General features: G+C 64.1%; 23 protein-coding genes. 17 read left to right on the forward strand and 6 right to left on the reverse strand.

Features of this window, described 5'->3' with window-relative positions; translation table 11 throughout:
- Window positions 1-78: 78 nt before the first annotated feature.
- Entirely contained in the window at window positions 79-504 is a 426-nt protein-coding gene (locus CDO35_RS22400) for an OsmC family protein (protein ID WP_099526767.1), read from the forward strand.
- 59 nt (window positions 505-563) lie between these two features.
- Here the strand turns inward: CDO35_RS22400 and CDO35_RS22405 are convergent, their stop codons facing one another.
- Entirely contained in the window at window positions 564-986 is a 423-nt protein-coding gene (locus tag CDO35_RS22405) for a PA0061/PA0062 family lipoprotein (RefSeq protein WP_099526768.1), read from the reverse strand.
- 124 nt (window positions 987-1,110) lie between these two features.
- Here CDO35_RS22405 and CDO35_RS22410 point away from each other — a divergent pair, with 124 nt between their 5' ends.
- Entirely contained in the window at window positions 1,111-2,172 is a 1,062-nt protein-coding gene (locus CDO35_RS22410) for an aminopeptidase (protein ID WP_099526769.1), read from the forward strand.
- Between the two features lie 64 nt (window positions 2,173-2,236).
- On the forward strand, window positions 2,237-2,467 hold the full coding sequence (locus tag CDO35_RS22415) for a DUF1161 domain-containing protein (protein ID WP_099526770.1): 231 nt from the start codon (window positions 2,237-2,239) through the stop codon (window positions 2,465-2,467).
- A 9-nt stretch (window positions 2,468-2,476) separates the two neighbouring features.
- Here the strand turns inward: CDO35_RS22415 and CDO35_RS22420 are convergent, their stop codons facing one another.
- The 4 genes from CDO35_RS22420 to CDO35_RS22435 all read right to left on the reverse strand — a co-directional run bounded on the left by CDO35_RS22420 (window position 2,477) and on the right by CDO35_RS22435 (window position 5,346).
- The gene (locus CDO35_RS22420) at window positions 2,477-3,130 is read right to left on the reverse strand and encodes an HAD family hydrolase (protein ID WP_099526771.1); all 654 of its coding nucleotides are present in this window, start codon (window positions 3,128-3,130) and stop codon (window positions 2,477-2,479) included.
- Window positions 3,131-3,189: 59 nt separating this feature from the next.
- The gene (locus CDO35_RS22425; protein WP_099526772.1) at window positions 3,190-4,161 is read right to left on the reverse strand and encodes a hypothetical protein; all 972 of its coding nucleotides are present in this window, start codon (window positions 4,159-4,161) and stop codon (window positions 3,190-3,192) included.
- A gap of 145 nt (window positions 4,162-4,306) precedes the next feature.
- Window positions 4,307-4,807 (reverse strand): GNAT family N-acetyltransferase, encoded by a 501-nt coding sequence (locus CDO35_RS22430; RefSeq protein ID WP_208019989.1) that lies wholly within the window; start codon window positions 4,805-4,807, stop codon window positions 4,307-4,309.
- The gene (locus CDO35_RS22435) at window positions 4,804-5,346 is read right to left on the reverse strand and encodes a gamma carbonic anhydrase family protein (RefSeq protein ID WP_099526773.1); all 543 of its coding nucleotides are present in this window, start codon (window positions 5,344-5,346) and stop codon (window positions 4,804-4,806) included. The genes CDO35_RS22430 and CDO35_RS22435 overlap by 4 nt, the downstream gene beginning before the upstream one ends.
- Window positions 5,347-5,476: 130 nt before the next feature.
- Here CDO35_RS22435 and prlC point away from each other — a divergent pair, with 130 nt between their 5' ends.
- Together prlC and CDO35_RS22445 are read left to right on the forward strand one after the other, a co-directional pair.
- On the forward strand, window positions 5,477-7,525 hold the full coding sequence (prlC, locus tag CDO35_RS22440) for an oligopeptidase A (RefSeq protein WP_099526774.1): 2,049 nt from the start codon (window positions 5,477-5,479) through the stop codon (window positions 7,523-7,525).
- Window positions 7,522-7,809 (forward strand): YheV family putative zinc ribbon protein, encoded by a 288-nt coding sequence (locus tag CDO35_RS22445; protein ID WP_099526775.1) that lies wholly within the window; start codon window positions 7,522-7,524, stop codon window positions 7,807-7,809. Before prlC ends, CDO35_RS22445 begins: the two co-directional genes overlap by 4 nt.
- Window positions 7,810-8,033: 224 nt before the next feature.
- Here the strand turns inward: CDO35_RS22445 and CDO35_RS22450 are convergent, their stop codons facing one another.
- Entirely contained in the window at window positions 8,034-8,825 is a 792-nt protein-coding gene (locus tag CDO35_RS22450) for an AraC family transcriptional regulator (RefSeq protein ID WP_099526776.1), read from the reverse strand.
- Window positions 8,826-8,906: 81 nt separating this feature from the next.
- On the opposite strand from CDO35_RS22450, the gene CDO35_RS22455 reads away from it, so the two are divergent.
- The 12 genes from CDO35_RS22455 to pgi all read left to right on the forward strand — a co-directional run bounded on the left by CDO35_RS22455 (window position 8,907) and on the right by pgi (window position 23,302).
- The gene (locus CDO35_RS22455; protein ID WP_099526777.1) at window positions 8,907-9,893 is read left to right on the forward strand and encodes a bile acid:sodium symporter family protein; all 987 of its coding nucleotides are present in this window, start codon (window positions 8,907-8,909) and stop codon (window positions 9,891-9,893) included.
- Window positions 9,894-9,968: 75 nt separating this feature from the next.
- Entirely contained in the window at window positions 9,969-11,030 is a 1,062-nt protein-coding gene (locus CDO35_RS22460; RefSeq protein WP_099526778.1) for a PA0069 family radical SAM protein, read from the forward strand.
- 60 nt (window positions 11,031-11,090) lie between these two features.
- Window positions 11,091-11,996, forward strand: a complete 906-nt coding sequence (locus tag CDO35_RS22465; RefSeq protein WP_099526779.1) for an AraC family transcriptional regulator — start codon at window positions 11,091-11,093, stop codon at window positions 11,994-11,996.
- Between the two features lie 227 nt (window positions 11,997-12,223).
- Entirely contained in the window at window positions 12,224-13,534 is a 1,311-nt protein-coding gene (locus CDO35_RS22470) for an ABC transporter substrate-binding protein (protein WP_099526780.1), read from the forward strand.
- 228 nt (window positions 13,535-13,762) lie between these two features.
- Entirely contained in the window at window positions 13,763-14,695 is a 933-nt protein-coding gene (locus CDO35_RS22475; RefSeq protein ID WP_099526781.1) for a carbohydrate ABC transporter permease, read from the forward strand.
- Between the two features lie 10 nt (window positions 14,696-14,705).
- Window positions 14,706-15,539, forward strand: a complete 834-nt coding sequence (locus tag CDO35_RS22480) for a carbohydrate ABC transporter permease (protein WP_099526782.1) — start codon at window positions 14,706-14,708, stop codon at window positions 15,537-15,539.
- Window positions 15,540-15,554: 15 nt separating this feature from the next.
- Complete coding sequence (locus CDO35_RS22485) at window positions 15,555-16,658, forward strand: ABC transporter ATP-binding protein (RefSeq protein WP_099526783.1); 1,104 nt, start codon at window positions 15,555-15,557, stop codon at window positions 16,656-16,658.
- A gap of 26 nt (window positions 16,659-16,684) precedes the next feature.
- Entirely contained in the window at window positions 16,685-18,160 is a 1,476-nt protein-coding gene (locus tag CDO35_RS22490) for a mannitol dehydrogenase family protein (RefSeq protein WP_099526784.1), read from the forward strand.
- Window positions 18,161-18,176: 16 nt separating this feature from the next.
- Window positions 18,177-19,139 (forward strand): transaldolase, encoded by a 963-nt coding sequence (gene tal / locus CDO35_RS22495; protein ID WP_099526785.1) that lies wholly within the window; start codon window positions 18,177-18,179, stop codon window positions 19,137-19,139.
- A gap of 2 nt (window positions 19,140-19,141) precedes the next feature.
- A complete protein-coding gene (gene xylB / locus CDO35_RS22500; protein ID WP_099526786.1) occupies window positions 19,142-20,641 on the forward strand; it encodes a xylulokinase in 1,500 nt (499 codons plus the stop codon).
- 29 nt (window positions 20,642-20,670) lie between these two features.
- Window positions 20,671-21,624 carry a carbohydrate kinase family protein gene (locus CDO35_RS22505; protein WP_099526787.1) on the forward strand — a complete coding sequence of 318 codons (954 nt, stop codon included), beginning with the start codon at window positions 20,671-20,673 and terminating at the stop codon, window positions 21,622-21,624.
- A gap of 13 nt (window positions 21,625-21,637) precedes the next feature.
- Window positions 21,638-23,302 carry a glucose-6-phosphate isomerase gene (pgi, locus tag CDO35_RS22510; protein WP_099526788.1) on the forward strand — a complete coding sequence of 555 codons (1,665 nt, stop codon included), beginning with the start codon at window positions 21,638-21,640 and terminating at the stop codon, window positions 23,300-23,302.
- The last annotated feature ends 284 nt before the right edge of the window (window positions 23,303-23,586 follow it).

Consider the following 23,586-nt stretch of genomic DNA (forward strand, 5'->3'; position numbering starts at 1 on the left):
ACTTTGTGTGCGTTACCGCCCTCTGAATCAGAACAGGCCGCCAGACCGGTGGCCCCGTTCATACGATGGGAGACGCACATGAAGAAGACAGCTTCAGCCCACTGGCAAGGTGGTATCAAGGACGGCAAAGGCACCATCTCCACTGAAAGTGGTGCCCTCAAGGAATCGCCTTATGGCTTCAACACCCGCTTCGAAGACAAGCCCGGCACCAACCCTGAGGAGCTGATCGGCGCCGCTCATGCGGGCTGTTTTTCCATGGCACTGTCCAAAGAGCTGGGTGACGCTGGCATGACTGCCGAGAGCATCGACACCAAGGCGCAAGTGACCCTGGAGAAGGTGGAAGGCGGCTTCGAAATCAGTACCGTGCACCTGACGCTGCGCGCGAAAATTCCAGGTGCAGATCGCGCTGCCTTCGAGAAAGCGGTGGAAGCGGCCAAGACTGGCTGCCCGGTCTCCAAGGTACTGAAGGCCACGATCACCCTGGAAGGCATACTCGAAGCCTGACCTCGCAGCGGCGGCGCACCCGACGATCAGCGAGGTGCGCCGTGCGCAACAGCCCCGGCCTAGATGGCTGTCCCACAACGCATTACCTCACCCCGCGCCAGCACATTGCGCTGCTCGTCATACAGCCACGCCTGCGCCTTCATCAGCTGCTGGCGTGCCTCGACGCGGTAGCGCTGGCCGGCCGCAAAGTCGTCGTAACGCAGGCGAATCTCGCAGGTCATGCGCAATGGCTCGCTCTGCATACCTATCGAGCCACCGCTACGCACCTCGAACTGAAAGCGCGTTTCCAGCTCATGCTTGCCGGGCGTCAGCTGGAAGTAGCGGCCATCCGGCCAGCGCTTGCCGTCCAGGCGATCGGCCATCAGCAAGGTATCGGCGCTGGAATACAGTTCGACCCAGGCCTGCTGCGGGTCCGGCTTGGGCAGGGGAGAAGCACAGGCCCCGAGCATCATCAGGGCGGGAGCGAGAAACAGGGCGCGCATGGCGACCTCCACGGTAGGGTTCATGCACCAGCCTACATCGGGAGGCAGGCAAAACCGAGGCGAAACGGGCGTATTCGAACCGGTGGGGCTGGAGACAACCCCTGCGATCAGCTAGCGTGACGACATGCCCAACGCCTTCCCTAAAGACCTACTGCGCCGCTACGCGGTTCCCTTGCTCGCCCTGCTGCTGGGCGGCTGCTCGACCCTTGATTACTACACCCATCTTGGCCAGGGCCAATGGCACTTGCTGCAGGCGCGCCAGCCGGTCGAACGGCTGGTAAGCAACCCTGCCACAGACCCCGATCTGGCCAGGCGCCTGACGCTGAGCCAGCAGGCGCGGGACTTTGCCAGCGCGCAGCTGCAACTGCCCGAGAACCGCAGCTATCGCCTGTACGCCGACCTGGAGCGTCCCTTCGTGGTGTGGAATGTCTTCGCCACGCCGGAGTTCTCCCTCGACCCCGAGCTACATTGCTTCCCCATCGCCGGTTGCGTCGCCTACCGCGGCTACTACCAGCAGGGTCGAGCCCGCGGTGCTGCCGCGCTACTGCGCCAAGAGGGCCTGGACACCTACATCGGCGGCGTCGAGGCCTACTCCACCCTGGGCTGGTTCGATGACCCACTGCTCAACACCATGCTGCGCTGGAGCGACGAGCGCTTCATCGCGGTGATATTCCACGAGTTGGCGCACCAGCAGTACTACCTGCCAGGCGATACGGCCTTCAACGAGTCCTTCGCCACCTTCGTCGAGCGCGAGGGGCTGCGTCAGTGGCATTCGGCCCGCAATGAAACACCGCCGGCCAGCGATGATCGCCAACGCCAGCAGTTCATCGAGCTGGTGCTGGCCAGCCGCGAGCGCCTGCAACAGCTCTACGCCAGCGACCTGCCGGAGTCAGCCATGCGCATCGCCAAACAGGCCGAGTTCGAGCGCCTGCGCCGCGACTATCGCGCCTTGCGCCAGCGCGAATGGGGCGGCCAGGGTCGCTATGACACCTGGATAGAAAGCTCGTTGAACAACGCCAAGCTGCTGCCCTTTGGCCTCTATGACCAATGGGTGCCGGCTTTCGCCGCACTGTTCGCCCGGGAAGAACGAGACTGGCGCGCGTTCTATGCCGCAGTGGCAGCACTCGGTCGGTTGCCGCAGGCAGATCGTCGGGCCGCGTTGGAAAGCCTGATGCAAGACGACTAGAACTGATTGGCACATTGCCAGTCCAACCTACTCAGGTTTTCGCCCAACACCGGAGGTACAAGCGATGCAACGACTGATTCCCGCCCTGGCCCTGACGCTCCTTGCTGGCGGTGCGCTGGCCGCGCCCAAGCCCTGCGAAGAACTCAAGCAGGAAATCGAAGTGAAGATTCAGGCCAACAACGTGCCCAGCTACACCCTGGAAATCGTGCCCAACGCCGAAGTTCAGGATCAGAGCATGGTCGTCGGCAGCTGCGACGGCGGCACCAAGAAGATCGTCTATCAGCGCAACGGCTGATACACCTCTCTAAACGCCGGGCAGAAATGCCCGGCGCATCTCGTCCAGCGTCTCGAAGTGAAAGTCCGGCGCCTCGCCGAGCAACTCCTCACGACTACCGAATCCGTAACCAACCGCCACCGCCTGCAAGCCATTGCTGCGCGCACCGATCAGGTCATGCTTGCGGTCGCCAATCATCAACGCCGAGCCGGGCGCCAGTCGTTCCGACTCCAGCAGGTGTGCCAACAGCTCCACCTTGTTGGTACGGGTGCCGTCCAGCTCACTGCCATAGATGCGCTTGAAGTAGCGATCAAAGCCGAAGTGCCGGGCGATTTCCTCGGCGAACACCGTGGGCTTACTGGTCGCGATATACAGCGTTCGCCCCTGCGCCAGCAGCGCCTCGAGCAGCGTCTCTACGCCATCGAAAACCCGATTTTCATACAGCCCGGTCACCCGGAAGCGCTCGCGGTAGTGATTGACCGCCTGCCAGCCGGTGGCCTCATCCAGCGCGTAGCTGGCCATGAAGCACTGCAACAAGGGCGGGCCGATGAAATGCTCCAGCGCCGTCAGGTCCGGCTCGTCGATGCCCAGCTTGGCCAGCGCATACTGCACCGAACGGGTGATGCCCTCACGCGGGTCGGTCAGGGTGCCGTCGAGGTCGAAGAGAATGGTGGAGTGATGCATGGCGGGCGCCTATTCGCAATCGAAACAGCCGCGAAGGATACCCGCCTTTTACCGCTGGCTCACGCCTCAGCGGCCTGCGCGAGATAGCCCCAACGCAGCCCGAGGCGAGTGAATGGCCACAGCAGCACCAGTTGCAGCAGGCTGAAGAGCAGCATCAATACGAGGCTGTTTCCCAGGCCAAGCCAAAGCAGCGCCAGCAGTACAATGCCGCAAAGCAGCGCACTGCCTATCCACAATGACAGAGTGATCGCCACCGCCGCTGCCAGCCGTCCACCCTTGAATCCTCGCACCTGCGCTGGCAGTGCCGCACGTGCGGTGAAGAACGCGACCAGCAGATACAGCCCGGCATTCACCAGGTTGACCAGTGCCTCCCAGCCCTGCAGCTCGTACCCGTAGGCCATGCCGCTCAGCAGCTGGGTGGTCATTCCGGCCAGTTGCAGGGAAGCCACCACGACGGCCAGCGCGAAGCACCAGGCCAGTGTCGCCCCCGGCACCTGCAAATCGTCAGCGACTACTTCGGCCTGGTGTCGAAACAGGTGCAGCAGCAGCCAGAGCGGTAGCAGCACCTCGAGGCAAAAGGTCAACAAACCGACGCCCCACCAGCCGAAGCCCATCAGCAGGCGTCCACTGCCGTAGGTATCCGTCTGCTCATACAACCACATGTACAAATGCCCCGAGGCGTACCCCAGCCCCCAGCTCAGCAACAGATACAGCACCCCATAGCTCACCAACAGCACTGCCGGCTGCCGGTAAGTCGCCACGCTGTGGCGCTCCATATAGGCATTGGCCAGCCAGTAGACACCCAGACCGGCCATCAGCAAATGGGTTAGCCAGTAGCTGGCGACGTAACGCAGCCAGAACATGGCATCGGTGGCGACATCGTTCATCAGCCACCCGATCAGCGTGACCGCGATGCTGACCACGCTTATCAGCAGCGCCACACCCACCAGATGCAGCGGCAACACCGGCAGTTGCCTTGCGCCCAATGTCGGCGCGAGCGGTTCGGGAGCGAAGGGATTGGGTTCGGTCATGGGGCGATCCTTGTCGTCGAAACAGTCCGTTGGAGGTAGTCGGAGAATAACTACCTTGTTGACGCTGGAAAGTGCAAAAGCCCATTTGCGTGCTGCAGTCGATGCAGACACCAGGCTACTCATCCGCCTTACTAGCGCGTGCTTATCAGTCCAGCAAACTACGAAACATCACATGGCAATCTACCAAACCATGCCGGGCGTGGCGGTAGGCCTTGGGCAAGGTGCCGACTATCGCGAAGCCGTGTTTCTGCCACAGCGCGACCGCGACCTCGTTGGTGGCCACCACGCTGTTGAACTGCATGGCGCTGAAGCCCAGCTCGCGCGCCACCTGCAGCGAATGAGCGCAGAGCCGGCTGGCGATGCCGCGGCCACGGGCAGCCAGGGCGGTCATATAGCCGCAGTTGCATACGTGGTCACCCGGCCCAGCGGCATTGGCCTTAATGTAGTAGGTGCCAAGAATCTGCCCACCGTCTTCGGCGACGAAGGTAGCGCGCGGCAGTTCGACCCAGGTTTTCCAGGCCGTTTCGCGATCCATGTTCGGGTCGAAGGCGTAGGTTTCTTGCGCCTGCACCACGTCACGGATGATCGGCCAGACCTGGTCGAAATCGGCCGCTTCGATGGACCGGATGATCAGTTCATCGCTCACTGGTCGTAGCCTTCAGCCAGGTGCAGATCCTTGAGTTTCACGTAGTTACCGGCCGTGTAGCTGAAGAAGTTGCGTTCCTTGTCGGTCAGCGGGCGGGCCTGTTTCACCGGGCTGCCGACGTAGAGATAGCCGCTTTCCAGGCGTTTGCCCGGCGGCACCAGTGAGCCTGCGCCGATGATCACTTCGTCCTCAACCACCGCGCCGTCCATGACGATGCTGCCCATGCCGACCAGAATCCGGTTGCCCAGGGTGCAGCCATGCAGGGTGACCTTATGCCCGACGGTCACTTCGTCACCGATGATCAGCGGGTAGCCATCGGGGTTGAACGGCCCGGCGTGGGTGATGTGCAGCACGCTACCGTCTTGCACGCTGGTGCGCGCGCCAATGCGGATGCGGTGCATGTCGCCACGGATCACGGTCATCGGCCAGACCGAGCTATCCTCACCCAGTTCGACGTCACCGATGACCACGGCGCTGGCATCGACGAAAGCCCTTTCGCCAAGCTGTGGAGTGGCTTGTTGGTAAGTACGAATCGCCACGATAGAAATCTCCTGGGCTGCGGGAAAGCTTGATTCTAATTAAGATCACCCCCATGTCGGTTGTAATCGCGCCAGAATTATTACTGCTCTGCGCCGCAACCCCACATTCATTCGCCACAGGTGCCTCGTCGTGACCGCGAACAATCCCCTGCTGCAAGACTTCGACCTGCCGCCCTACTCGCAGATCAAACCGGAACACGTCGAGCCCGCCGTCGACCAGATTCTGGCGGACAGCCGCACCGCCATCGCCAAACTGCTCGAGGCGCAGCAGACCAATCCGAGCTGGGATGGTCTGGTGCTGGCGCTGGACGAGCTGGGCGCGCGCCTGGGTCGTGCCTGGAGCCCGGTGAGCCACCTCAACGCCGTATGTAACAGTGCCGAACTACGCACCGCCTACGAGGCCTGCCTGCCCAAGCTGTCGGAATACTGGACCGAAATGGGCCAGAACAAGCCGCTGTTCGAGGCCTATGACGCGCTGGCCAAGAGCCCGGCAGCCGAAGGCTTCGACGTGGCGCAGCAGACCATTCTCGAACACGCCCTGCGTGACTTCCGCCTGTCCGGCATCGACCTGCCGGCCGAGCAGCAGAAGCGCTATGGCGAAATCCAGATGCGTCTGTCCGAGCTGACCAGCAAGTTCTCCAACCAGTTGCTCGACGCCACCCAGGCCTGGACCAAGCACATCACCGACGAGACGCGCCTGAGCGGCCTGACCGACTCGGCCAAGGCGCAGATGAAACAGGCCGCCGAAGCCAAGAGCCTGGAAGGCTGGCTGATAACCCTGGAATTCCCCAGCTACTACGCGGTGATGACCTACGCCGACGACCGCGCGCTGCGCGAAGAGGTGTACGCCGCCTACTGCACCCGCGCCTCCGACCAGGGCCCGAATGCCGGGCAGAACGACAACGGCCCGTTGATGGCCGAAATTCTCGACCTGCGCCAGGAACTGGCGCGCCTGCTCGGCTTCGCCAATTACAGCGAGCTGAGCCTGGCCAGCAAGATGGCCGAGAACACCGACCAGGTGCTGAGCTTCCTGCGTGACCTGGCGGTGCGCAGCAAGCCCTTCGCCGAGCAGGATCTGAGCGAGCTGAAAGCCTTCGCCACCGAGCAAGGCCTGGATGACCTGCAAAGCTGGGACGTCGGCTACTACAGCGAGCGCCTGCGCCAGCAGCGCTACAGCATCTCCCAGGAAGAAGTGCGCGCCTGGTTCCCAGTGGACAAGGTGCTCACCGGCCTGTTCGCCATCGTGCAGAAGCTCTACGGCATCGAGATTCGCGAGCTGAAAGGCTTCGACACCTGGCACCCGGACGTGCGCCTGTTCGAGATTCAGGAGAACGGCCAGCACGTCGGTCGCTTCTTCTTCGATCTCTACGCCCGTGCCAACAAGCGCGGCGGCGCCTGGATGGACGGCGCACGCGACAAACGCCGCACTGCCGACGGCCAACTGATCGCCCCGGTAGCCAACCTGGTGTGCAACTTCACCCCGCCGGTCGCTGGTAAACCGGCGCTGCTGACCCACGACGAGGTCACCACCCTGTTCCACGAGTTCGGCCATGGCCTGCATCACCTGCTGACCCGCGTCGAGCACGCCGGCGCCTCGGGCATCAACGGCGTGGCCTGGGACGCGGTCGAGCTGCCGAGCCAGTTCATGGAGAACTGGTGCTGGGAGCCGGAAGGCCTGGCGCTGATCTCCGGCCACTATGAAACCGGCGAGGCGCTGCCACAGGCCATGCTGGACAAGATGCTGGCGGCGAAGAACTTCCAGTCCGGGCTGATGATGGTGCGCCAGCTGGAGTTCTCCCTGTTCGACTTCGAACTGCATGCCACCCACGGCGACGGCCGCAGCGCGCTGGACGTGATCGAGGCGATCCGCAGCGAAGTCTCGGTGCTGCGTCCGCCGGCCTACAACCGCTTCGCCAACGGCTTCGCACACATCTTCGCCGGTGGCTATGCGGCCGGCTACTACAGCTACAAGTGGGCCGAAGTGCTCAGCGCCGATGCCTTCTCGAAATTCGAGGAAGAAGGCGTGTTCAACGCCGATACCGGCCGCGCCTTCCGCGAAGCTATCCTCGCCCGTGGCGGCTCGCAGGCGCCGATGGTGCTGTTCGTTGACTTCCGCGGTCGTGAGCCGAGCATCGACGCCCTGCTGCGTCACCTCGGCCTGAGCCAGGAGGCCGCATGAGCGACGCCCCGGTGAACAGCACGCCAAAACGCTTCATCGCCGGTGCCGTGTGCCCGGCGTGCAGCGAGACCGATAGCATCAAGATGTGGAACGTCGACGGCGTGCCGCACCGTGAATGCGTCAAGTGCGGCTATGCCGACACCCTCGACGCACGCGGCAACTCGGTGCCCAAGGAGATTCCCACGCGGGTCAACGTCAGCAGCCTGAAGCCCAAGGCTGCCGACCCCAACGTGCAGGCGGTGCAGTTCTTTCCCAATCCCAAGCTGAAGAAGCCAAGCGAGTGATCCGTAGCCCGGATGCAATCCGGGGAATGCTTGGCGCGCTGCCCCGGATTGCATCCGGGCTACACAACGGCCGCTTGTTAGTTCCGTAGGGTGGGTTAGCGGCGCCGAGCGTCGATTTCGCAAGCACCATTAGAGGTCGCGTGCTCGGATGGCCGCCCCACGTAATCCACCAAGCGATGGATCGTGTTGCGCCGATGATGCAGGCGAGTTGCACCCGCATGACTTTACTCGCGGAAGAACTCCCCGGGCGTCGCACCGAACTGGCGGCGAAAAGCAGCGATAAACGCCGATAGCGAGTCATAGCCGCAGGCCAGCGCCACATCGGTGACACGCTCGCCCTGCTCCAGCGGGGTGAGCGCATCGAGCAGGCGTTGGCGCTGGCGCCACACGCGAAAGCTCAGGCCCGTTTCACGCAGGAACAACCGGCTCAGGGTCTTTTCCGACACCCCCAGGCGCTCGCCCCATTCGGCCAGCCCCAGCTGACGCAGCGTCGCATCCTCCAGCCCCTGACAGACCTCGCGCAGCCGCGCGTCTTGCGGCAACGGCAGCATCAGCGCCACGTCCGGTGCAGCGCGCAGCTCGTCCAGCAACACCGCAGCCAGCCTGCCTGGTGCGCCCTGCTCGTCATACTCGGCCGGTAACGCACTGAAGCCGCGAATCAGCTCGCGCAGTAGCGGGCTGACCGCCAGCACTCGGCATTCGGCCGGGCCCCAGGGCACCGCGCTGCCGTCGATGTACAGACTGCGCATCTCCGTGCGCGGCGAACTGAACACCTGGTGCTCGACACCTGCCGGTACCCACACCGCGCGCTGTGGCGGAGCGACGAAGCGCGCGCCAAGAGTCTGCACCTCGAGTACCCCGGCGATAGCGTAGGACAGTTGCACCCAGGGGTGCGTATGGCGAAAGGTCAGGGCGCGGTTGGTCAGCGATTCGGTGCGGCCATAGAGTGGCCGAGGCAGGCTCGGCAGCTCGGGCAGGCTGCGATGCAGGGTGGCGGGCTGTCTGTTTGTCGACACTTGCTGGCTCTTTAGCGTTAGCCGGAAATTTTCGATGACGATAGTCTGGCGCCCTCCTGTATCGCAAGTCCGAGATTCGCCATGTTCCTGCGCCGCCTGCTGCCTGACAATTTCACCCTGACCCTGCTCGCCGTGGTACTCGCCGCCACGCTGCTGCCTGCCAGCGGTCAGGTCGCCACGATCTTCGAGTGGATCACCAACCTGGCCATCGCCCTGCTGTTCTTCATGCACGGCGCCAAACTGTCGCGCCAGGCGATTCTCGCTGGCGCCGGACACTGGCGTCTGCACCTGCTGGTGTTCGCCTGCACCTTCATCCTTTTCCCGCTGCTCGGCCTGGCACTCAAGCCGGCTCTGGAGCCGCTGCTGGGCAAAGAGCTGTACCTGGGCATGCTCTACCTGTGCGCCCTGCCGGCCACCGTACAATCGGCCATCGCCTTCACCTCGCTGGCGCGCGGCAACATCCCGGCGGCGATCTGCAGCGCAGCAGCCTCCAGTCTGCTGGGTATCTTCCTCACTCCGCTGCTGGTGGCCTTCCTGATGGGCGTGCACGGCGACAACGGCTCGACCCTCGATGCCATCGGCAAGATCAGCCTGCAGCTGCTGCTGCCGTTCGTTCTCGGCCAGATCGCTCAGCGCTGGATCGGCGGTTGGGTCAACCAGAACAAGAGCTGGCTGAAATACGTCGACCAGAGCTCGATCCTGCTGGTGGTCTACACCGCCTTCAGCGCCGCGGTGATCGGCGGCCTGTGGCAGCAGGTGCCGCTGGCCACTCTGCTGCTGGTGATTGCCGCCTGCTGCGTGTTGTTGGCGCTGGCCCTGGTGCTGACCCATATGCTGGGCAAATGGCTGGGCTTCAGCCTGGAAGACCGCATCACCATCCTCTTCTGTGGCTCGAAAAAGAGCCTGGCCACCGGCGTGCCGATGGCACAGGTGCTGTTCGCCGGCAGCGCCATCGGCGTGCTGATCCTGCCGCTGATGCTGTTCCACCAGATCCAGTTGATGGTCTGCGCGGTGCTGGCACAGCGTTACGCCAAACGCGAGGAGGCACCGCAGACCGCGGCCGTCTGATCGACGCCGCGATAGAAGGACTTGCTCGGGCGCTAAATAACTGTATTTTTATACAGTATATTTTGGAGTCCGAGCATGTCCGTCAGCCTGCCGCCACGTGGCCGTGGCACCGCCAGCAACCCGCACAACCGCTATGCGCCAACCCGCTCGCAGCAGGAAGACGACGGCTGGTATCAGGACGAAACACCGCCAAGTCGCGCCACCGAAGTGCGCAAGGAGCAGGCGAAGACGGCGATCACTCGCAATAACTCACCGGACGTCGGCTTCGACCGCTCGGTGAATCCCTACCGCGGCTGTGAACATGGCTGCATCTACTGCTTCGCCAGGCCAACTCACGCCTACTGGGACATGTCGCCCGGCATCGACTTCGAAACCCGTCTGATCGCCAAGACCAACCTGGCCGAGCGCCTCGAGGAGCAACTGCAGAAACCCGGCTACGTGCCACAGCCGATTGCCCTTGGCATGAATACCGACGCCTACCAGCCCATCGAGCGTGAACAGCGCCTGACCCGCCAGACCCTGGAAATACTGCTGCGCTACAAGCACCCGCTGCACCTGATCACCAAGGGCTCGCTGATCCTGCGCGACCTCGACCTGCTCAGCGAGCTGGCCCACCACAACCTGGTCAGCGTGGCCTTCAGCCTGACAACCCTGGATGACGAGCTGAAACGCATCATGGAGCCGCGTACCGCCGCTCCAGCAGCTCGCCTGCGTGCCATGCGCACGCTGCACGAGGCGGGTGTTCCGGTGAGCGCGATGTGCGCGCCGATGATCCCCATGATCAACGACATGGAACTGGAGACCCTGCTCGAAGCCTCAGCCGATGCTGGCGCGCGCTCGGCCGGCTACGTGCTGCTGCGCCTGCCGCTGGAGATCGCCGGGTTGTTCGAGGAGTGGCTGCAGGTACACTTTCCGGATCGCGCCGCGCACGTGATGAGCCTGATTCGCCAGAACCGCGGCGGCAAGAATTACGACAGCCGCTTCGGCAGCCGCATGCGTGGCGAGGGCCAGTTCGCTGAACTGCTGGAACAGCGTTTTCGTCTGGCGCGACGCAAGCTCGGCCTGGATCGGCGCGGCAGCGTGATGCTGGACTGTTCGCAGTTCTGCCCGCCGGGTGCGCAATTGAGCCTGCTCTGACTTGGCAGCCCGTCTCGATATGTTAAAACGTGGTGATCGAGGTACTGGCCAACGACAACCATGAACCGCACATCCCGCGTAGCCGACCCGTCCTACGAACTGATGGACGACCACGAAGGCCATTCGCTGATCTACCGTCAGCACGGCTTTCCCTCGCCCCTGGTGCGCTGGCACTTTCACAAGGAATACGAGCTGCACCTGATCGTCGCCAGCTCCGGCAAGGTATTCATCGGCGACTACATCGGCAACTTCTCCCCCTACACCCTGTTCCTCACCGGCCCTGGTCTGCCGCACAACTGGATCAGCCAGGTCGAGGAAGGCGAGGTGGTGGAAACACGCGACATGCTGGTCAACTTCACCGATGAAGTACTGGAAAGCGGTACCGCCGTGTTCGCCGAGCTCAATATCCTGCAACCCTTGCTGGCCCGCGCGCAGTTCGGTATCGAGTTCCGTGACCCGCAGATGATTCGCGAAGCCGGTGTACTGATGGGCAAGATCGCCAGTAGCCGGGGCATCACGCGCCTGGGCCACTTTTTCATCCTCATGGAACTACTCGCCGGCAGTGAGGATTACCAGCTGCTCTCGGCCGTGACCTCGTCGGAGCTGGGCGACGAGCAGCATGTCGAACGCATCAACCGGGCAGTGGACTACATCTTCCAACACTACGCGCAAGGCATCAGCCAGGAAGAAGTCGCCGACCACCTGGGCATGACCACCACCTACTTCTCGCGCTTCTTCAAGCAAGCCACCGGCCGCGGCTTCGTCGAGTTCGTCAATCGCCTGCGGGTGAGCAAATCCTGCGAACTGCTGAGCAAGAGCGACAAGCCGGTGACCGACGTGTGCTTCGAGTCCGGCTTCAGCAACATTTCCAACTTCAACCGCCGTTTCCAGCAGCTCAAGGGCATGACCCCATCGGGCTATCGCAAGCTCGCGGTACAGCGCCTGACCGAGCAAAACCTGTACTGAATCAGCAGCAGCACTCTGCGCCAATATCGCCCACAACCCTCATGCCAGGCAGTTTCTCCGACGGCCTGATTGGTTTGCGCTTCCTCTTCGAGTGCAAAAAAGTATCGATAGCTGTGCGTTCAAGGATTTGTCCGCACGCGCTTGCGGGGGTGTAATCCGGCCCGAGCGAAACAAAAACAATAATGTTCTTCCGTAGCCGTGCTGGCGCGGGAGAGGAGTTCACAAACATGAACAACTCGATCAAAGCACTCGTTGCAGCCTCCTGCCTGTCCCTCACCGTGGTCGCCCAGGGTGCCGAAACCCTGACCATCGCCACGGTCAACAACAGCGACATGATCCGCATGCAGCGGCTCGCCAAGACCTTCGAAGAACAGAACCCCGACATCCGCCTGAAATGGGTGGTGCTCGAGGAAAACGTGCTGCGCCAGCGCCTGACCACCGATATCGCCACCCAGGGCGGCCAGTTCGACGTGCTCACCATCGGCATGTACGAGGCCGCGTTGTGGGGCGAGAAAGGCTGGCTGGAGCCGATGACCGAGCTGCCGGCCGACTACGACCTCGACGACGTATTCCCCTCGGTGCGCGAAGGCCTGTCGGCCAAGGGCACGCTGTATGCCCTGCCGTTCTATGCCGAAGCCTCGATCACCTATTACCGCAAGGATCTGTTCGAGCAGGCCGGCCTGGAAATGCCCGAGCAACCGACCTGGGAGCAAATGGCCGAGTTCGCCGACAAGCTGCATCAACCGGACAAAGGCGTCTACGGCCTGTGCCTGCGCGGCAAGGCCGGCTGGGGCGAGAACATGGCGCTGATCACCACCCTGGCCAACGCCTACGGTGCGCGCTGGTTCGACGAGCAGTGGCAACCGGAATTCACCGGCAGCGAGTGGAAGAACGCCCTCAACTTCTACGTCGACAACATGAAGAAGTATGGCCCGCCCGGCGCGTCCAGCAATGGCTTCAACGAGAACCTGGCGCTGTTCAACAGCGGCAAGTGCGCACAGTGGGTCGATGCCAGCGTCGCTGGCTCCTTCGTCACCGACACCTCGCAGAGCAAGGTGGCCGACTCGGTCGGTTTCACCTTCGCGCCGACCCAGGTCACCGACAAGGGCGCTTCCTGGCTTTATTCCTGGGCGCTGGCGATTCCTACCAGTTCCAAGTCCAAGGACGCCGCCAAGACCTTCAGCGCCTGGGCCACTTCCAAGGCCTATGCCGAGCTGGTCGCCGAGAAGGATGGCGTGGCCAACGTACCGCCAGGCACGCGCGCCTCGACCTACAGCGATGCCTACATGCAGGCTGCGCCGTTCGCCAAGGTCACTCTGGACTCGCTGAAGAAGGCCGACCCGGCCAACCCCAGCGCCAAGCCGGTGCCTTACGTGGGCATCCAGCTGGTGACCATTCCCGAGTTCCAGGCCATCGGCACCAGTGTCGGCAAGCTGTTCGCCGCCGCGCTGACCGGGCAGATGCAGCCTGAGCAGGCGCTGCAGGCTGCCCAGCAGAGCACGGCCCGGGAAATGAAACGCGCCGGGTATCCGAAGTAGCCATCTTGCGGTCCCGTAGGGTGGGTTAGCGGCGCCATCCAACAGCCGTCAAAGCGCCGCAAATGAAGCGCGGCGCGTAACCCACCAGGCGGTAGTCGGCGTTGCGTCGATGGTGGGTTACGGCGCCATGTTGACCGCGCAGCGACAGGGATGCTCGACAGGGCACCTAACCCACCCTACGTAACGCGCCATCCGCCATACCTCACCCATTCCGCCTTCGGAGGCATGATGAATTCTCCGGCCATCGATACCCCCGCCGCGCAGGCCAGCACGCCGGTGGCGCACAAGCCTCGGCGCCTGGCGCCCGGCTGGTTTCTGGTCAGCCCTTCGGTCGCTTTGCTGCTGATCTGGATGATCGTGCCGCTGGGCATGACGGTCTATTTCTCGCTGATCCGCTACAACCTGCTCTACCCCGGCGAGAACGACTTCGTCGGCCTGGAGAACTTCGAATACTTCGTCACCGACGCCGCCTTCCTGTCCGGCGCCGGCAATACCCTGCTGCTGGTCGGCAGCGTGCTGTTGATCAGCGTGGTGCTCGGCGTGCTGATCTCCGCGCTGCTGGAGGCCAGCGAGTTCTTCGGTCGCGGCATCGTGCGGGTGCTGCTGATCTCGCCGTTCTTCATCATGCCCACGGTCAGCGCACTGCTGTGGAAGAACCTGATCTTCCATCCGGTATCGGGGATTCTCGCCGCCATCTGGCAATTCTTCGGCGCCCAGCCGGTGGACTGGCTGGCGCACCACCCGCTGTTCTCGATCATCATGATCGTGTCCTGGCAGTGGCTGCCGTTCGCCATCCTGATCCTGATGACCGCCATGCAGTCACTGGATCAGGAGCAGAAGGAAGCCGCGCGCCTCGACGGCGCCGGCCCCATCGCCATCTTCTGGCACCTGACCCTGCCGCACCTGGCGCGGCCGATTGCCGTGGTGGTGATGATCGAGACCATCTTCCTGCTCTCGGTATTCGCCGAGATCTACACCACCACCAGCGGCGGCCCGGGTTACGAGTCGACCAACCTCGCCTACCTGATCTACACCCAGGCGCTGCTGCAGTTCGACGTCGGCATGGCTTCGGCGGGCGGGCTGATCGCGGTGGTGATCGCCAACATCGCTGCCATCGTGCTGATCCGCATGATCGGCAAGAACCTGACCGACAAGCAGTGAGGGCCCTGAGATGCTGACGCTGAAACAATCCCGTCGCCTGCAGAGCCTGATCATCGGCGCCCTGGCCTGGGCAATCGCCGCGGTGATCTTCTTCCCGATCTTCTGGATGGTGCTGACCAGCCTGAAGACCGAGATCGACGCCTTCGCCACGCCGCCGCAGTTCATCTTCACCCCAACGCTGGAGAACTACCTGCACATCAACGAGCGCAGCGACTACTTCGCCTTCGCCTGGAACTCGGTGCTGATCTCCGTCTCGGCGACGCTGCTGTGCATGTGCCTGGCCGTACCGGCGGCCTATTCCATGGCCTTCTTCGAAACCCGCCACACCAAGCGCACGCTGCTGTGGATGCTGTCGACCAAGATGCTGCCGCCGGTGGGCGTGCTGGTGCCGATCTACCTGCTGGCCAAGCAGTTCGGCCTGCTCGATTCACGCCTGGCACTGATCATCATCTACACCCTGATCAACCTGCCGATCATCGTGTGGATGGTTTACACCTACTTCAAGGACATCCCCGTGGACATCCTCGAAGCGGCGCGCCTGGATGGCGCCACCACCTGGCAGGAGATCGTCCGCGTGCTGCTGCCGATCGCTCGCGGCGGCCTGGCCTCGACCATGTTGCTGTCGCTGATCCTGTGCTGGAACGAGGCGTTCTGGTCGCTCAACCTGACCAGCTCCGCCGCCGCCCCGCTGACCGCCCTGGTGGCCTCCTACTCCAGCCCCGAGGGCCTGTTCTGGGCCAAGCTTTCCGCCGTTTCGACCCTGGCCTGTGCGCCCATCCTGATCTTCGGCTGGATCAGCCAAAAACAACTTGTACGCGGCCTGTCTTTCGGCGCGGTGAAATAACGGGAGACTTTCCACATGGCTGATCTGAAGATCCGCAATCTGCAAAAAGGCTTCGACGGCACGGCGATCATCAAGGGCGTCGACCTAGACATCCGCGACCGTGAATTCGTGGTTTTCGTCGGCCCCTCGGGCTGTGGCAAATCCACCCTGCTGCGCCTGATCGCCGGACTCGAAGAAGTCAGCAGCGGCCACATCGAACTCGATGGCCAGGACATCACCGACATGGCCCCGGCGCGACGCGACCTGGCCATGGTGTTCCAGACCTATGCGCTGTATCCGCACATGACCGTGCGCAAGAACCTGTCCTTCGCCCTCGACCTGGCCCGCGTGGGCAAGCAGGAGATCGAGGCCAAGGTCGCCAACGCCGCGCGCATCCTGCAGCTCGACGCCCTGCTCGAACGCAAGCCCAAACAGCTCTCCGGTGGCCAGCGCCAGCGCGTGGCCATCGGCCGCGCCATCGTGCGCAACCCGAAGATCTTCCTGTTCGACGAGCCGCTGTCCAACCTCGACGCCGCCCTGCGCGTGCAGACCCGCCTGGAACTGGCACGGCTGCACAAGGACCTGCAGGCGACCATGATCTACGTGACCCACGATCAGGTCGAAGCCATGACCCTGGCCGACAAGGTGGTGGTGCTCAATGGCGGGCGTGTCGAGCAGGTCGGCTCGCCGCTGGAGCTGTATCACCACCCGGCCAACCTGTTCGTCGCCGGCTTTCTCGGCACACCGAAGATGGGCTTTCTGCGCGGCACCCTGAACAGGGTCGAGGCCGACAACTGCGACGTGCAACTGGAGTGCGGCACGCACCTGACGCTGCCGCTGTCCGCCGCCGGCCTCAGCGTCGGCAGCACGGTGACCCTGGGCGTACGTCCGGAGCACCTCAACGTGGTCAGCACCGGCAACGGCCGCATGCAAGTGACAGCCGACGTCAGCGAGCGCCTGGGCAGCGATACCTTCTGCCATGTGTCCTGCGCCTCGGGCGAGATGCTCACGGTGCGCGTGCGTGGCGACTTCGCGCCGCGCTACGGCGACACCCTGACACTGGATTTCGATACGGCGCACTGCCACCTCTTCGACGCCGATGGCCAAGCCGTCGCCAAACCACTGCAGCAGGCCGCCTGACGCCGCTCCACCACGGGATTTTTCAGATGAAACTCAATCGCCAGCAGCTTTCCCGGCTTGGCGGCGCCGTCGCGCTGCCCAGCTACACCGCCGACATGATCCGCACCGGCATCGCCCATTTTGGCGTCGGTGGTTTTCACCGCGCCCACCAGGCGGTCTACACCGACGCCCTGATGAACCAGGGCCTGGCGCTGGACTGGGGTATCTGCGGGGTCGGCGTGCGCAGTGAAGACCGCGCCATGCGCGATGCCCTGGCCAGCCAGGATTACCTCTACACCCTGGTCGAACTGGGCGACGAGCCGAACCTGCCGGTGCGGGTGATCGGCGCAATCAACGACATGCTGCTGGCCGAAGAGTCGCCGCAGGCGCTGATCGACAAACTGGCCGACCCGGCGATTCGCATCGTCTCGCTGACCATCACCGAGGGTGGTTACTGCATCGACGACAGTACTGGCGAATTTCTCGCCGAGCTGCCAGCCATCCAGCACGACCTGCAACATCCCGAGTCGCCAAAGAGCGTGTTCGGCTTTCTCTGCGCCGCCCTGGCCAAACGCCGTGCCGCCGGCATCCCGGCCTTCACCCTGATGTCCTGCGATAACCTGCCGCACAACGGCGATGTCACGCGCAAGGCGCTGCTGGCCTTCGCCCACCTGGCCGACCATGAGCTGGCCACCTGGATCGACCACCACGTGAGTTTTCCCAACGCCATGGTCGACCGCATCACGCCGATGACCAGCGCCGCCCATCGCCAGCAACTGGCTGAGCAGCACGGCGTCGACGATGCCTGGCCGGTGGTCTGCGAGCCCTTCGTGCAATGGGTGCTGGAGGACAAGTTCGTCAGCGGCCGCCCGGCCTGGGAAGCGGTCGGCGTGCAGTTCACCGACGACGTCACGCCCTACGAGGAAATGAAGATCAAGCTGCTCAACGGCAGCCACCTGGCGCTGACCTACTTGGGCTTTCTCAAGGGCTATCGCTTCGTCCACGAAACCATGAACGACCCGCTGATGCGCCAGTACGTCCGCACCTTCATGGACCTCGACGTGACGCCGCAGCTGGCGCCGGTGCCAGGCATCGACCTGAGCACCTACAAGGACACGCTGATCGAGCGCTTCTCCAACCAGGCCATCGCCGACCAGCTGGAGCGGGTCTGCTCCGATGGCTCGTCGAAGTTTCCCAAGTTCATCGTGCCCACCCTGCATCGCCTGATTGAGGACGGCAAACCGCTGGACCGCGTGGCCCTGCTGGTCGCAGCCTGGGCGTTGTACCTCAAGGGCGTGGACGAAACCGGCGCCAGCTACCGCATACCCGACCCCCGCGCCGAACACTGCCAGGCACTGGTGGCAGACGATGCGCAACTCACCGCACGAGTGCTCGGCGAGGAGGCGATCTTCGGCAGCGCACCGGGGCGTTCGGCCGAGTTCGTCGCCGCCTTCGAGCGCAGCCTGGCCAGCCTGCGCGAGCAGGGCGTGAGCCAGACCCTGCACAACCTGTTGCACGCCTGAGGCCCTGGAGACGCATATGCCCAGCCTGCTCGCGCAACTCAAGCAGCACAGCGTGGTGGTCGCCGATACCGGCGACCTGGCCGCCATCGATCGTTTCCAGCCCGAGGACGCCACGACCAACCCATCGATCATCCTCAAGGCGCTGCAAGCCGGGCAGTACCAGCAGCAGGTAGACCACGCGCTGCGCCAGGCAATGGCCAGCGGCATTTCGGTCCCGGCGATCATTGCCGATGCCTGCGACCGGCTGGTGGTGAGCATGGGCGTGGAAATCCTCGCGGCGATCAGCGGCAAGGTCTCCACCGAAGTGCCGGCGGCGCTGTCCTTCGACACCGCGGCCACGCTGACGCGGGCACGCTCGCTGCATCAGCGCTACCTGCAGCTGGGCATTCCCGGCGAGCGCGTGCTGGTGAAGATCGCTGCCACCTGGGAAGGCATTCAAGCGGCGCGGCAACTCGAGCGCGAAGGTATTCACTGCAACCTCACGCTGATCTTCAACCTGGCCCAGGCACGCGCCTGCGCCGAGGCCGGCATCTATCTGGTGTCGCCCTTCGTCGGGCGCATTCTCGACTGGCACAAGCAGCAAAACCCGAATGCCAGCTTCGACGCCGAGAACGATCCCGGTGTGTTGTCGGTGCGTCAGGTCTATCGCTTCTTCAAGCAGCATAACTACGCCACGGTGGTGATGGCAGCGAGCTTTCGCAACATCGGCGAAGTGCTCGCCCTGGCCGGTTGTGACCGGCTGACCATCAGCCCTGCACTGCTCGCCGAACTGGAGCAAAGTAGCGGCGAGCTGCAACCGGCATTGGTGGATGATGGCCGCCGCACACCCGCGCCGACCTGCCTCGACGAAGCGCAGTTTCGCTGGCAGATGAACGAAGACCCCATGGCCACGGAGAAACTCGCCGAGGGTATTCGCCAGTTCCATGCCGATCAGCTCGCCCTGGAAGCGCTGCTGATCGAGCGCATGCGGGAGCTCTGAACATGTACCTCGGTATCGACTGCGGTACTCAGGGCACCAAGGCCCTGGTGCTGGATGCCGACAGCGGTCAGGTGCTCGGCGCCGGCAGCGCCAGCCATACGCTGCAGAGCGGCGCCAATGGCCGCCGCGAGCAGCAGCCGCAGCAGTGGCTGGAGGCCTTCGAACAGGCCACTCGACAGGCGCTGGCGGCCGCCGGAATCAGCGGCGAGCGGATTCTCGGTATCGGCGTCTCCGGCCAGCAGCACGGCCTGGTGCTGCTCGATGAACAGGGTGCGGTGCTGCGCCCGGCCAAGCTCTGGTGCGACACCGAATCGACCCCGGAGAACCAGCGCCTGCTCGATCACCTGGGTGGCGAGGGCGGTTCGCTACAACGCCTGGGCGTGGCCATCGCGCCCGGTTACACGGTGTCCAAACTGCTCTGGACGAAAGAACAGCACCCGGACCTGTTCGCCCGCATCGCGCATATCCTGCTGCCGCACGACTACCTCAACTACTGGCTCACCGGCCGGGCCTGCAGCGAGTACGGCGACGCCTCCGGTACGGGCTATTTCGACGTGCGTACGCGCAGTTGGGACCGCGAGCTGCTGAACGTCATCGACCCCAGCGGGCGCCTTTGCAACGCGCTGCCAGAGCTGATCGAGCCGGATCAGCCGGTGGGCCAGATCCTCCCGCAGATCGCCCGGCAACTGGGCCTGAACCCGGATGCAGTGGTGGCCAGCGGCGGCGGCGACAACATGATGGGCGCCATCGGCACCGGCAACATCCGCCCGGGTGCAATCACCATGAGCCTGGGCACCTCCGGCACCCTCTACGCCTACAGCGACCACGCGATGATCAGCCCGCACGCGCAGGTGGCGACCTTCTGCTCGTCATCCGGCGGCTGGCTACCGCTGATCTGCACCATGAACCTGACCAGCGCCACCGGGCTGATCCAGCAATTGCTGGAGCTGGACATCCAGACCTTCGGCGAGCTGGTCGAGCAATCGCCCATCGGCGCCGAAGGCCTGCTCATGCTGCCGTTCTTCAACGGCGAACGGGTGCCGGCATTGCCCAGCTCGCGCGCCAGCCTGCTGGGTATGGACAGCGACAACCTGACCCGCGCCAATCTGTGCCGGGCGGTGGTCGAAGGCACCAGTTTCGGCCTGCGCTACGGCCTCGACCTGCTGCGCGCTAGCGGCCTGCAGAGCCAGACCATCCGCCTGATCGGCGGCGCGGCGAAGAGCCCGGTATGGCGCCAGGTGATCGCCGACATCATGGGCACGCCACTGGTCTGCCCGCAGCACACCGAAGCCGCCGCGCTGGGCGCCGCCATCCAGGCCGCCTGGTGCCTGACGCCCGGCGCGGATCGCCAGGCGCAGCTGGTCGCGCTGTGCGAGCGTTGCGTGCATCTGGATGCCAGCACCCAGACGCAGCCAGACCCAGCGCGCACGGCGCAGTACGAAATGGTCTATCAACGCTACCGCGAGCACGTCAGCCTGCTTGCCGATAGCACACCGGCGTGAGAGCGCCACGACTTTAGACGGAGACGCACATGTACCTGGTCTGTGGCGAAGCGCTGTTCGACGTGTTCATCCAAGGTGACAGCGCACGTGGCAATGAGCTGGCCTTCAAGGCCATCGCCGGTGGCTCGCCGTTCAACGTGGCGCTGGGCTTGCGCCGGATGGGCGCCGACTCGGCGCTGTTCACCGGGATTTCCTCAGACAGCCTCGGCCAACATTTGCGCCAGGTACTGCGCGACGAGGGCGTGAGCGATACCTATCTGATCGCCAGCGATGCGCCGACCACCCTGGCGATGGTCGGCCTGGACGCCGCCGGCTCGCCGCACTATTCCTTCCGCGGCGAAGGCTGCGCCGACCGCCTGCTGCTCGCCGAGCACCTGCCAACACTGGATGCCCACGTGCGCGGCCTGCATGTCGGGTCGTTCTCACTGGTGGTGGAGCCGGTGGCCAACACCCTGCTGCAGCTGGTACAGCGCGAACATCAGCAACGCCTGATCAGCCTCGACCCCAACGTACGTCTCGGCCCGGCGCCGGATATCGCCCTCTGGCGCGAACGCGTCGAGACCTTCGCCCGCTACGCTCATCTGATCAAGGTCAGCGAAGAGGATCTGCAACTGCTTTACCCCGAGCGCGACCCGCAGCAGGTCGCGGCAAGCTGGCTCAATGAACGCTGCCAACTGGTGTTTCTCACCCACGGCAGCAAAGGCGCCAGCGTCCACAGCCGCCACGGGCACTGGTCGGCACCGGCGGTGGAGGTACACACCCGCGACACCGTCGGCGCTGGCGATACCTTCCAGGCCGCGCTGCTCAGTTACCTCACCCGCCACGCACTGGACACTCCCGAAGCGCTGGCGACGCTGAGCCGTGAGCAGATCAACGACATGCTGCGCCTGGCTATCGAGGCGGCCGCGCTGACCTGCTCGCGAGTCGGCCCTGACCTGCCCTATCTGCACGAGCTGGACCGCCATCACCTGGCAGCGCGCTGAAGAGGATTACCCGATGCCTTACGCCCCGTCCGCCCAGGACGTCACCCGACTGCCCAGCTGGCAGGCGCTGAGCAAACATCGCCAGGCGCTGGACGGCTTCAACCTGCGCCAGGCATTCGCTGAAGACCCACAGCGTTTCGAACGCTTTTCCCTGGATGACTGCGGCCTGTTCCTCGATTACTCGAAGAACCTGATCGACGAGCGCACGCGTGGCCTGCTGGTCGACCTGGCCAGGGACGCCGGCCTGACGCAGGCCATCGCGGCGTTGTTCGAGGGTGCGCAGGTCAATGCCTCGGAGCGCCGCCCGGCCTTGCATACGGCGTTGCGCCGGCCGCTGGGCGACCGCGTGCTGGTCGATGGCGAGGACGTGATGCCAGAGGTGCATCGCGCCCTGCTACGCATGAGCGAGCTGGTCGGGCGCGTGCATCACGGCCTGTGGCGCGGCTATAGCGACAAGCCCATCACCGATGTGGTCAATATCGGCATCGGCGGCTCCTTTCTCGGCCCGCAACTGGTCTCCGAGGCGCTGCTGCCCTTCGCCCAGCGCGGCGTACGCTGCCACTACCTGGCCAATATCGACGGCAGCTCGTTTCAGGAGCTGGCCGCCAAGCTGAGCGCCGAGACCACGCTGTTCATCGTTTCGTCGAAAACCTTCAGCACTCTGGAAACCCTGAAGAACGCACAAGCGGCGCGCGGCTGGTACCTGGCCCAAGGCGGCCCGGAGGAAGAACTGCACCGGCATTTCATGGCGGTGTCGAGCAACGTCGAGGCTGCCAAAGCCTTCGGTATAAGCGAAGAAAACATCCTGCCGATGTGGGATTGGGTCGGCGGGCGCTACTCGCTGTGGTCGGCCATCGGGCTGCCGATCGCCATGTCCATCGGCATCTCCAATTTCAAGGAGCTGCTCACCGGCGCCTATCGCATGGACCTGCACTTCCAGCAGGCGCCGTTCGAACGCAACATGCCGGTGCTGCTGGCCCTGCTCGGCGTCTGGTACGGCAACTTCTGGGGCGCGCAGAGCCACGCCATCCTGCCGTACGACCATTACCTGCGAAACATCACCAAGCACCTGCAGCAGCTGGACATGGAGTCCAACGGCAAACGCGTGCGCCAGGACGGCAGCGCCCTGCAGATCGCCAGCGGTCCGGTGATCTGGGGCGGTGTCGGCTGCAACGGCCAGCACGCCTACCACCAGTTGCTGCACCAGGGCACGCAGCTGATCCCCGCGGACTTCATCGTTCCGGTGAGCAGCTACAACCCGGTGGCCGACCATCACCAGTGGCTGTTCGCCAACTGCCTGTCGCAAAGCCAGGCGTTGATGCTTGGCAAGAGCCACGCGGAGGCCGAAGCCGAGCTGCGCGCCCAGGGCCTGAGTGAAGACGAGGTACAGCGCCTGGCGCCGCACAAGGTGGTACCAGGCAACCGCCCCAGCAATACCCTGGTGCTGGAGCGGGTCAGCCCTGGTCGCCTGGGCGCACTGATCGCCCTCTACGAGCACAAGGTCTTCGTGCAGAGCGTGATCTGGGGCATCAACGCCTTCGACCAGTGGGGCGTGGAGCTGGGCAAGGAATTGGGCAAGGGCGTCTACTCGCGCATGGTCGGCAGCGACCCCAGCGGCGCCGAAGACGCCTCCACCCAAGGTCTGATCAATTTCTTCCGCAGCCACCATCGCGGCTGACCACAGAACCTGTTCACGATCTGCTGCGCGTCGGCCATGCTGCGTTGAAACCAGACTCGTGCGCGAGTCCGATCAAAATGCTCACTTACAGCTCGTAAGCTGCGCTTTTTCGCCTGCTTGATTCGCTTGCGCTCACCCTTCGGGCCAGCCTTTGGCTGTTACTCCCGCTGGTCGTTGCGCCTTGCCTGGCTCTAGCTCGCGAGATCGTGAACAGGTTCTTAGACGCGCCAGCGGCTGGCCCAGCCGCTGGCGCCGTGCATCAATTGCAAAGATCTGCCAGTTGT

The organism is Pseudomonas sediminis (genome assembly GCF_002741105.1).
Classification (GTDB): domain Bacteria; phylum Pseudomonadota; class Gammaproteobacteria; order Pseudomonadales; family Pseudomonadaceae; genus Aquipseudomonas; species Aquipseudomonas sediminis.

Bases quoted from the DNA above. Each gene is read 5' to 3' on its own strand.
- CDO35_RS22460 (WP_099526778.1), top strand. From the start codon at position 9,969: ATGTCCGTCAGCCTGCCGCCACGTGGCCGTGGCACCGCCAGCAACCCG.
- CDO35_RS22470 (WP_099526780.1), top strand. From the start codon at position 12,224: ATGAACAACTCGATCAAAGCACTCGTTGCAGCCTCCTGCCTGTCCCTC.
- CDO35_RS22445 (WP_099526775.1), top strand. From the start codon at position 7,522: ATGAGCGACGCCCCGGTGAACAGCACGCCAAAACGCTTCATCGCCGGT.
- pgi (WP_099526788.1), top strand. From the start codon at position 21,638: ATGCCTTACGCCCCGTCCGCCCAGGACGTCACCCGACTGCCCAGCTGG.
- xylB (WP_099526786.1), top strand. From the start codon at position 19,142: ATGTACCTCGGTATCGACTGCGGTACTCAGGGCACCAAGGCCCTGGTG.
- tal (WP_099526785.1), top strand. From the start codon at position 18,177: ATGCCCAGCCTGCTCGCGCAACTCAAGCAGCACAGCGTGGTGGTCGCC.
- CDO35_RS22415 (WP_099526770.1), top strand. From the start codon at position 2,237: ATGCAACGACTGATTCCCGCCCTGGCCCTGACGCTCCTTGCTGGCGGT.
- CDO35_RS22425 (WP_099526772.1), bottom strand. From the start codon at position 4,161: ATGACCGAACCCAATCCCTTCGCTCCCGAACCGCTCGCGCCGACATTG.
- CDO35_RS22400 (WP_099526767.1), top strand. From the start codon at position 79: ATGAAGAAGACAGCTTCAGCCCACTGGCAAGGTGGTATCAAGGACGGC.
- CDO35_RS22485 (WP_099526783.1), top strand. From the start codon at position 15,555: ATGGCTGATCTGAAGATCCGCAATCTGCAAAAAGGCTTCGACGGCACG.
- CDO35_RS22475 (WP_099526781.1), top strand. From the start codon at position 13,763: ATGAATTCTCCGGCCATCGATACCCCCGCCGCGCAGGCCAGCACGCCG.
- CDO35_RS22410 (WP_099526769.1), top strand. From the start codon at position 1,111: ATGCCCAACGCCTTCCCTAAAGACCTACTGCGCCGCTACGCGGTTCCC.
- CDO35_RS22455 (WP_099526777.1), top strand. From the start codon at position 8,907: ATGTTCCTGCGCCGCCTGCTGCCTGACAATTTCACCCTGACCCTGCTC.
- CDO35_RS22490 (WP_099526784.1), top strand. From the start codon at position 16,685: ATGAAACTCAATCGCCAGCAGCTTTCCCGGCTTGGCGGCGCCGTCGCG.
- CDO35_RS22405 (WP_099526768.1), bottom strand. From the start codon at position 986: ATGCGCGCCCTGTTTCTCGCTCCCGCCCTGATGATGCTCGGGGCCTGT.
- CDO35_RS22480 (WP_099526782.1), top strand. From the start codon at position 14,706: ATGCTGACGCTGAAACAATCCCGTCGCCTGCAGAGCCTGATCATCGGC.
- CDO35_RS22465 (WP_099526779.1), top strand. From the start codon at position 11,091: ATGAACCGCACATCCCGCGTAGCCGACCCGTCCTACGAACTGATGGAC.
- CDO35_RS22420 (WP_099526771.1), bottom strand. From the start codon at position 3,130: ATGCATCACTCCACCATTCTCTTCGACCTCGACGGCACCCTGACCGAC.
- CDO35_RS22505 (WP_099526787.1), top strand. From the start codon at position 20,671: ATGTACCTGGTCTGTGGCGAAGCGCTGTTCGACGTGTTCATCCAAGGT.